Source organism: Streptomyces flavofungini (assembly GCF_041028215.1).
GTDB classification, from domain to species: Bacteria; Actinomycetota; Actinomycetes; order Streptomycetales; family Streptomycetaceae; genus Streptomyces; species Streptomyces flavofungini_B.
In genome coordinates this window covers 1-8,676 of sequence record NZ_JASKYR010000369.1, presented here as the reverse complement: position 1 = coordinate 8,676, position 8,676 = coordinate 1, and the positions used below count along the sequence as shown (strand labels likewise).

Sequence of the window (8,676 nt, the reverse complement as noted above, 5' to 3'; positions counted from 1 at the left end):
CTCTCGTACTGCTTCAGGTGGTGCGCGGTCCGGGGCGGGGGACGGCCGCGGGCCCCCCCCCCCCCCCCCCCCCCCCCCCCCCACCCCGGGCCCTGTGGTGTCGGTGGCGACACCACAGGGCCCGGGGTACCCGGCGAAACGCCGGTCAGACGGGGTCAGGCCTTGACGCCGACGAGTTCGTAGCCCGCCTCGTCGACCGCGGCGCGGACGGCTTCCTCGTCGAGCGGGGCGGCGGAGACCACGGTCACCAGGCCCGTGGCGGCCACGGCCTCGACGGAGCCGACGCCCGCGAGCTCGGAGAGCTCGGAGCGGACGGCTCCCTCGCAGTGGCCACAGGTCATTCCCGTCACCTCGTACACCGTGGTGACGGCACCCTGCGGGGTCTCGGCGGCGCCGTCGCCGTGGCAGGAGCCGCTGGGGGAGCAGCAGGAGCCGGTCGTCTCGGACGCGGCCTGCGGGAGCTCGGTCTGGGCGCTCATGTCGTTCTCCTCGGAAGGCGTGTGTACGTGTGCGGCGTAACGTGCGGAAGGGTGCCCGGCAGTCCCAGGCACCTCCCGACACTACGGAGACTATACCCCTAGGGGGTATTTCTCAACGAGAGGGGGGCGCGTCAGTCCCGGCGTCCTCTGTTGCGGGGGCGGGCGGCGACCCAGGCGCGGACCGTGTCCGCGTACCAGTAGGGCTTGCCGCCCTCCACGTGGTCGGGGTCGGGCAGCAGCCCGTGCTTGCGGTAGGAGCGCACGGTGTCGGGCTGCACCTTGATGTGCGCGGCGATCTCCTTGTACGACCAGAGCCTTCGGTCGGTCATAGCGGCACCTCCTTGCGTGCGCGCCCAGGGCGGCCGGGTATGGCCACGGGGGAGCCGGGCGCGGCGCGCGGCGATCACTCAGCCTGTGCCCGGTGAACGACGGTGCGTGACCACGAGTGGGCGGCTGTCGTCCGGCTGTGACGCAAGACCCGCGTACGCGAGACATGTGTGACAGGAAAGGGGTCTTTGTGACAGAAGTGACGCATCCGCCGCGGGGGAGGCGCCGGAAGCGGACCCGAGCGGTCTCAGGCGCCGCAGGAGCGGAGGAAGGCGCGGGTGCGGCGGGCGATCGGCAGCGGCTTGTCCGGGGCGCACGGGTACATGTCCTGCTCCACGATCGCGAAGAGCTCGACGCCGAGCCGCTGGGCCGCGGCGAGCACCGGTTCGAGCGCGGGCACTCCGGTCGGCGGCTCGCACATCACCCCGCGGGCCACGGCGGGCCCGAACGGCACCTCCCGCGCGCGCACTCCGGCCAGGATCTCGGGGTCGACCTGCTTGAGGTGCAGATACCCGATGCGCTCGCCGTAGGTCTCGATGAGCTTGACGCTGTCGCCGCCGCAGTACGCGTAGTGGCCGGTGTCCAGGCAGAGCGAGACGAGGTCCGGGTCGGTGGCGTCGAGGAAACGCGTGACGTTCTCCTCGGTGTCGATGTGTGTGTCCGCGTGCGGGTGCACCACGACGCGCAGGCCGTAGCGCTCGCGGACCTCGTGGGCGAGCCGCTCGGTCTGCGTGGTCAGTTCGCGCCACTGTCCGGGCGTCAGGACGCGGTCCTCAAGAACCGTTCCGGTCTTGTCGTCGCGCCAGAACGAGGGGATGACGACGAGGTGCCCGGCGCCCATCGCCTGGGCGAGCGCGGCGTTGTCGGCGACGTGCGCCCACGTCTTCTCCCAGACGGCGGGTCCGTGGTGCAGTCCGGTGAAGACCGTGCCGGCCGACACCTTCAGGCCGCGGCGGCCCGTCTCGGCGGCCAGCTCCGCGGGGTCGGTGGGCAGATAGCCGTACGGGCCGAGCTCGATCCACTCGTACCCCGAGTCGGCGACCTCGTCGAGGAAGCGGCGCCAGGGGACCTGCTGCGGGTCCTCGGGAAACCACACGCCCCATGAGTCGGGCGCCGAACCGATCCGGATGCGAGACAGCGTCGTCATGCCGGTCAGCCTCCAGGCGGCATCGGAAGAGTGTCAAGCAGTAGTCCGAATGTCAGGACAAAATGTTGACAGCGTTCCCGGGGCGGGATTAGACCTGGGGGCACACAAGAGATGGGCCCGGCGAAGGGACGCACAGGGTGAGTGATCCGTACGACGTCATCACCATGGGCCGCATCGGGGTGGACCTCTATCCGCTTCAGGCGGGGGTGCCGCTCGACGAGGTCACCTCGTTCGGAAAGTTCCTCGGCGGCTCCGCGAGCAACGTCGCGGTCGCCGCGGCCCGTCTCGGCCGCCGCGTCGCCGTCGTGACGCGCACCGGCGAGGACCCCTTCGGGACCTATCTGCACCGCGCGCTGCGGGAGTTCGGCGTCGACGACCGCTGGGTGAGCGGCGTCTCCGGGCTGCCGACGCCGGTGACCTTCTGCGAGGTCTTCCCGCCGGACGACTTCCCGCTGTACTTCTACCGGCTCCCGAAGGCCCCGGACCTGGAGATTCACGAGAGCGAGCTCGACCTCGGCGCCATCGCCGCGGCGCGGATCTTCTGGATGACCGGTACGGGTCTGTGCGCGGAGCCCAGCCGTTCGGCGACCCTGGCGGCGCTCGGCGCGAGGTCCGCCCGTCCCGAGGGCGGGACCACCGTCTTCGACCTCGACTGGCGTCCCGTGTTCTGGGGCGACCCCGCCGAGGCGCGGACGCACTACGCCGCCGCCCTCGCGCATGCCACCGTCGCCGTCGGCAACCTCGACGAGGTCGAGATCGCCACGGGGTGCCGGGAACCGGACCGGGCGGCACGGGCGTTGCTCGACGCCGGGGTCGAGCTCGCCGTGGTCAAACAGGGGCCCGCGGGGGTGCTGGCGATGAACAGGGCGGGTGAGGTCGCCGAGGTGCCGCCGCTGCCCGTGAAAGTGCTGAACGGGCTGGGGGCGGGGGACGCCTTCGGCGGGGCGCTGTGCCATGGGCTGCTGAGCGGGTGGGAGCTGGAGCGGACCGTGCGGTACGCGAACGCCGCGGGGGCGATCGTGGCGTCCCGTCTCGAATGCTCTTCCGCCATGCCTTTTGCCGGCGAGGTCGCCTTGGCGGTGGATGCGGGGGCCGTTCTGTGAGCGCCGCCGGTCCGGGTGGACGGTCCTGGGGCTCTGCCCCGGACCCCGCTCCTCAATCGCCGGAGGGGCTCCATTTGGTCGATGTGCGCGCGCTTGCCCGGGTGCGGGCCCGGCGGCCCGAGGCCATCGGGGAAGCCGCTGGTCGGCGGGTGCGGCGGCCGCTGGTCGGGGGGAGTGGGCGGCTCATGATCATTGCCGCCGATCATCCGGCCCGGGGGTCCCTCGGCGTCGGTGACGATCCGTTCGCCATGGCCGACCGCGGCGATCTGCTCGCCCGGCTCTGCCTGGCGCTCGCGCGGCCCGGGGTCGACGGGGTGCTCGCCAGTGCCGACATCCTGGACGACCTGCTGCTGCTCGGCGTGCTCGACGGCAAGGTCGTCATGGGGTCGATGAACCGCGGCGGGCTCGCCGGGGCCGCCTTCGAGATGGACGACCGGTTCACCGGACACCGGCCGGAGGACCTGGCGCGGCTCGGATTCGACGCGGGCAAGCTGCTGCTCCGCGTCGACCACGACGACCCGGGGTCGCTGCGCACCCTGCACTCCGCCGCGCGCGCCGTCGACGCCATGGCGGAGCGGCGGCTGCCGGTCTTCGTCGAGCCGTTCCTCAGCCGCCGCGACGCGGCGGGGCGCCTCCGCAACGACCTGAGCGCCGGGGCCGTCTCGCGGGCCATCGCCATCGCCTCCGGGCTCGGCGGTTCCTCCGCGTACACCTGGCTGAAGGTTCCCGTCACCGAGAACCCCGACGACATGGCCCGGGTGATGGAGACCTCGACGCTGCCCGCGGTGCTGCTCGGCGGTGACGTGGGCAGCGGCGCGGGGGACGCGGACGCCGCGTTCGAGAAGTGGCGGGGCGCGCTGCGGCTGCCGACCGTGCAGGGCCTGGTCGCGGGCAGGGCGCTGCTCTATCCGCCCGACGGCGATGTGGCGGGAGCGGTCGACACCGCCGTAGGTCTGCTCTGACGGGGCAGGAGAGGCTCGGGAGGCCCACATGACGTACGTACCGAAAGGGAGTGCGAGCGATGGTTCGTACGCCCTCGACATCGGCCCCGAAAGGGCGGGGTGGGCCTACTCCGCGCTGCGGGTGGTCGAGATCGCGCCCGGCGGAACGCACTCCTTCACCACCGGTGGGAGTGAATGGATCGTACTGCCGCTGACCGGCGGCTGTACGGTGCACACGGAAGACGGGATCATCGAACTCCTGGGCCGCGCCAGCGTGTTCAGCGGAGTCTCCGACTTCGCCTACGTGCCGCGCGACGCCCGGATCCAGATCGCCTCCGGCGTGGGAGGCCGCTTCGCCCTGGCAGGAGCGAAGTGCGAGCGTCGACTCCCCGCCCGCTACGGCCCCGCGCCGGAGGTACCCGTGGAGCGCCGGGGCAGCGGCACCTGCGCCCGCGAGGTCCGCAACTTCGCCTCCGCCGACGCCTTCGACTGCGACCGCCTCATCGCCGTCGAGGTGATCACACCCGGCGGCAACTGGTCCTCGTATCCGCCGCACAAGCACGACGAGCACCGTCCGGGCGTCGAGGCCGAGCTTGAGGAGATCTACTACTTCGAGATCGAGGCGTCGCCCGAGGGGCGTGACGGGTTCGGATATCAGCGGGTTTTCCCCTCCCGCGAGGGTGGTACCGACGTTCTTGCCGAGGTCCGCAGCGGCGACGCCGTGCTGGTGCCCGACGGGTGGCACGGTCCTTCCGTCGCCCAGCCGGGGCACGCGATGTACTACCTGAACGTGATGGCGGGGCCCGGCGAGGAGAGGGAGTGGAAGATCTGCTTCCACCCCGACCACACGGAGGGATATCGATGACGGGGACTCCGGAGCGTCCGGCGGGCCGGGTCCGGCTCACCACCGCGCAGGCGCTCGTGCGCTTCCTGGCCGGGCAGTTCACCGAGCGGGACGGCGTCCGGCAGCGGCTCATCGGCGCCACCTGGGGCATCTTCGGGCACGGCAACGTGGCGGGGATCGGCCAGGCGCTCGTGGAGTACGCCGAGGAGATGCCGTTCCACCAGGGCCGCAACGAACAGGCCATGGTGCACGCCGCCGTGGGGTACGCCCGCCAGTCCGGCAGGCTCGCCACCCACGCCGTCACCACCTCCATCGGCCCCGGCGCCACCAACCTCGTCACCGGCGCCGCCCTCGCCACCGTCAACCGCCTGCCCGTCCTGCTGCTGCCCGGCGACACCTTCGCCGCCCGGCCCGCCGACCCGGTCCTCCAGCAGCTCGAAGTGCCCTACGCGGGCGACGTCTCCGTCAACGACTGCCTGCGGCCCGTCTCCCGCTACTTCGACCGCGTGACCCGCCCCGAGGCCCTGATCCCGGCCGCGCTCACCGCGATGCGCGTGCTCACCGACCCCGTCGAGACCGGTGCCGTCACCCTCGCCCTGCCGCAGGACGTGCAGGCGGAGGCGTACGACTGGCCCGAGGAGTTCTTCGCCGAGCGGGTGTGGACCGTACGCAGGGCGGCGCCCGACCCGCGCGAGCTCGCCGAGGCGGCGGACCTGGTGCGCGCGGCCAGGCGCCCGCTGATCGTCGCGGGCGGCGGCGTCCACCACAGCGCCGCCGAGGACGCCCTGCGCGCCCTCGCCGACGCCACCGGCATCCCCGTGGCCTCCACCCAGGCGGGCAAGGGCGCACTGCGCTTCGACCACCCGGCGGACGTCGGCGGCATCGGCCACACCGGCACCGCGCCCGCCAATGAACTGGCCCGCGCCGCCGATCTGGTCATCGGCGTCGGCACCCGCTACACCGACTTCACCACGGCGTCGGGCACCCTCTTCGAGGCGCCGGACGTGCGCTTCCTCAACCTCAACGTCGCCCCCTTCGACGGGCACAAGATGGCGGGCGCCACCTTGATCGCCGACGCGCGCGCCGGGCTCGAAGCGCTCACGCGGGAACTGGCGGACCACCGCGTCGAGCCCGGCTTCTCGCTCGACTACCGGGGCGACAAGGCGCGCTGGGAGCAGCGCGTCGACGCGGCCTTCCTCGCGGACGAACCGGATGTGCGCCCCAGCCAGACCCAGGTCCTCGGAGCGCTCGACGAGGTGGTGGACGACGCGGACATCGTCATCAACGCCGCCGGTTCGCTCCCCGGCGACCTGCACAAACTGTGGCGGGCGCGGTCGGCCCGGCAGTACCACGTGGAGTACGGCTACTCCTGCATGGGATACGAGATCCCGGCGGCGATCGGTGTCGCGCTCGCCGCACCCGGGCGGCCGGTGTGGGCGCTGGTGGGCGACGGCACGTATCTGATGAACCCGACGGAACTCGTCACGGCGGTCCAGGAGGACATCCCCGTCAAGGTCGTCATCCTCCAGAACCACGGCTACGCCTCCATCAGCGGGCTCTCGGCGACGGTGGGCGGCGAGCGGTTCGGCACGGCCTACCGGTTCCGGGCGCAGGACGGCACGTACACCGGGGCGCCGCTCCCGGTCGACCTGGCCGCCAACGCGGCCTCCCTCGGCATGCGGGTCATCCGCGCGAAAACCGTCCGTGAGCTGCGCGAGGCCCTGCGGGAAGCGCGCGGGGCAGACCGTCCCACATGTGTCTATGTGGAGACGGAAACGGCAGACACAGTGTCGGGCCCGCCCCCGGCACAGGCGTGGTGGGATGTGCCCGTGGCCGAGACGGCGACCCGGGTGTCCGCGGTCGAGGCCAGGGAAGAGTACGACCGGCACGTCACTGCCCGACGCCGCCACCTGTGAGAGTAGGGATGCTTGTCATGACGAAGACCGTCAACCACTGGATCGGTGGCAAGCCCGTTGAGCGAGCCGCGGGCGCGTCCGGCGCGTACGGACAGGTCACCGACCCGGCGACCGGCGCCGTCACCACGCGGGTCGCCTTCGCGGACGTGGCCGAGGTCGACGCGGCCGTGGCGGCGGCCCGTGAGGCCTTCGCGACCTGGGGGACCTCCTCGCTCGCCAAGCGCACCGCGATCCTCTTCTCGTTCCGCGCGCTGCTCGACGCCCACCGCGACGCGATCGCCGAGCTGATCGTCGCCGAGCACGGCAAGGTGCACTCCGACGCGCTCGGCGAGGTCGCCCGCGGCCTGGAGATCGTCGACCTGGCCTGCGGCATCACGGTGCAGCTCAAGGGCGAGCTGTCGACGGAGGTGGCGTCCCGCGTGGACGTCTCCTCGATCCGCCAGCCGCTGGGCGTGGTCGCGGGCATCACCCCGTTCAACTTCCCCGCCATGGTGCCGATGTGGATGTTCCCGCTGGCCATCGCGTGCGGCAACACCTTCGTGCTGAAGCCGAGCGAGAAGGACCCCTCGGCGTCCATGAAGATCGCGGAGCTGCTGAGCGAGGCGGGGCTGCCCGACGGCGTCTTCAACGTCGTGCACGGCGACAAGGTGGCCGTGGACCGCCTCCTTGAGCACCCGGACGTCGCGGCCGTCTCCTTCGTCGGCTCGACCCCCATCGCCCGCCACATCCACGCCACCGCCTCCGCCCACGGCAAGCGCGTGCAGGCGCTGGGCGGCGCCAAGAACCACATGCTGGTGCTGCCCGACGCCGACCTGGACGCGGCGGCCGACGCCGCGGTCTCGGCCGCCTACGGCTCCGCGGGCGAGCGCTGCATGGCCATCTCGGCCGTCGTCGCGGTCGGCTCCATCGGCGACGAGCTGGTGGGCAAGATCAAGGAGCGCGCCGAGAAGATCAAGATCGGCCCCGGCACCGACCCGTCCTCCGAGATGGGCCCGCTGATCACCGCGGCCCACCGCGACAAGGTCGCCTCGTACGTCACGGGCGCCGCCGCCGAGGGCTGCGAGGTCGTCCTGGACGGCACCGGCTACACGGTGGAGGGCCACGAGAACGGCCACTGGATCGGCCTCTCCCTCCTCGACCGCGTCCCGACGACCGCGAAGGCCTACCGGGACGAGATCTTCGGCCCGGTCCTGTGCGTGCTGCGCGTGGACACCTACGAGGAGGGCGTCGCCCTCATGAACGCCTCGCCGTTCGGCAACGGCACCGCGATCTTCACCCGGGACGGTGGCGCCGCCCGCCGCTTCCAGCTGGAGATCGAGGCGGGCATGGTCGGCGTGAACGTGCCGATCCCGGTGCCGGTGGGCTACCACTCCTTCGGCGGCTGGAAGGACTCCCTCTTCGGGGACCACCACATCTACGGCAACGACGGCACGCACTTCTACACGCGCGGCAAGGTCGTCACCACGCGCTGGCCCGACCCCTCCGACGCGCCGGCCGGAGTGGACCTGGGCTTCCCGCGCAACCACTGAGTGAGCGAGGCGCCACGGCGCGTGCGGCGAGGCCGTCCGGATACCGGACGGCCTCGCTTCTTTTTTGACGCCGCCTTTGCGGTTCCCGTGCACACCGTGCAATCCGGGCAGTGAAGGTGTTCGCATCCATATGCCTGTGAACACAAGGTCAACAAGATATGTCGTCTACTCATTGCTACCCACCCGCGCAAACTCTTGGGAAAGCCAGGCGACTTGGGTCCGCGCCGAGCTGCGGATTCCGTAGGTAAATGACCGTTGACGTTCCGGTTATCGCCGGGGTTCGATGACGCGCCGGGAGCCGCAGAAAGACGCTCGACAGCCTTCGGAGGCGATAGGGCTCCCGCCGCAGCACCTGCCGCACGAGTCGATCGGAACCGCGCTGTATGACCG

The 8,676-nt window shown here is 71.9% G+C and carries 8 protein-coding genes; 5 read left to right on the top strand and 3 right to left on the bottom strand.

Annotation, left to right across the window (positions count from 1 at the left end; translation table 11 throughout):
* Nucleotides 1-155: 155 nt before the first annotated feature.
* From AB8Z36_RS23835 to AB8Z36_RS23825, 3 genes are all read right to left on the bottom strand, one after another.
* Nucleotides 156-479, bottom strand: coding sequence for a heavy-metal-associated domain-containing protein (locus AB8Z36_RS23835; protein WP_369215412.1), 324 nt, complete (start codon nt 477-479; stop codon nt 156-158).
* A gap of 131 nt (nt 480-610) precedes the next feature.
* Nucleotides 611-808, bottom strand: a complete 198-nt coding sequence (locus AB8Z36_RS23830) for a MerR family transcriptional regulator (protein ID WP_062778237.1) — start codon at nt 806-808, stop codon at nt 611-613.
* A gap of 245 nt (nt 809-1,053) precedes the next feature.
* Nucleotides 1,054-1,953 (bottom strand): sugar phosphate isomerase/epimerase family protein, encoded by a 900-nt coding sequence (locus tag AB8Z36_RS23825; RefSeq protein WP_369215411.1) that lies wholly within the window; start codon nt 1,951-1,953, stop codon nt 1,054-1,056.
* Between the two features lie 137 nt (nt 1,954-2,090).
* Here AB8Z36_RS23825 and iolC point away from each other — a divergent pair, with 137 nt between their 5' ends.
* From iolC to mmsA, 5 genes are all read left to right on the top strand, one after another.
* Nucleotides 2,091-3,056, top strand: coding sequence for a 5-dehydro-2-deoxygluconokinase (gene iolC / locus AB8Z36_RS23820; protein WP_440581985.1), 966 nt, complete (start codon nt 2,091-2,093; stop codon nt 3,054-3,056).
* 74 nt (nt 3,057-3,130) lie between these two features.
* Nucleotides 3,131-4,018: a Cgl0159 family (beta/alpha)8-fold protein gene (locus AB8Z36_RS23815; protein WP_440581984.1), complete on the top strand. Its 888-nt coding sequence runs from the start codon at nt 3,131-3,133 to the stop codon at nt 4,016-4,018.
* A gap of 28 nt (nt 4,019-4,046) precedes the next feature.
* Entirely contained in the window at nt 4,047-4,862 is an 816-nt protein-coding gene (gene iolB, locus AB8Z36_RS23810; RefSeq protein WP_369215409.1) for a 5-deoxy-glucuronate isomerase, read from the top strand.
* Nucleotides 4,859-6,757: a 3D-(3,5/4)-trihydroxycyclohexane-1,2-dione acylhydrolase (decyclizing) gene (gene iolD / locus AB8Z36_RS23805; protein ID WP_369215408.1), complete on the top strand. Its 1,899-nt coding sequence runs from the start codon at nt 4,859-4,861 to the stop codon at nt 6,755-6,757. The genes iolB and iolD overlap by 4 nt, the downstream gene beginning before the upstream one ends.
* A 17-nt stretch (nt 6,758-6,774) precedes the next feature.
* The gene (mmsA, locus tag AB8Z36_RS23800) at nt 6,775-8,286 is read left to right on the top strand and encodes a CoA-acylating methylmalonate-semialdehyde dehydrogenase (protein WP_369215407.1); all 1,512 of its coding nucleotides are present in this window, start codon (nt 6,775-6,777) and stop codon (nt 8,284-8,286) included.
* Nucleotides 8,287-8,676: the final 390 nt, after the last annotated feature.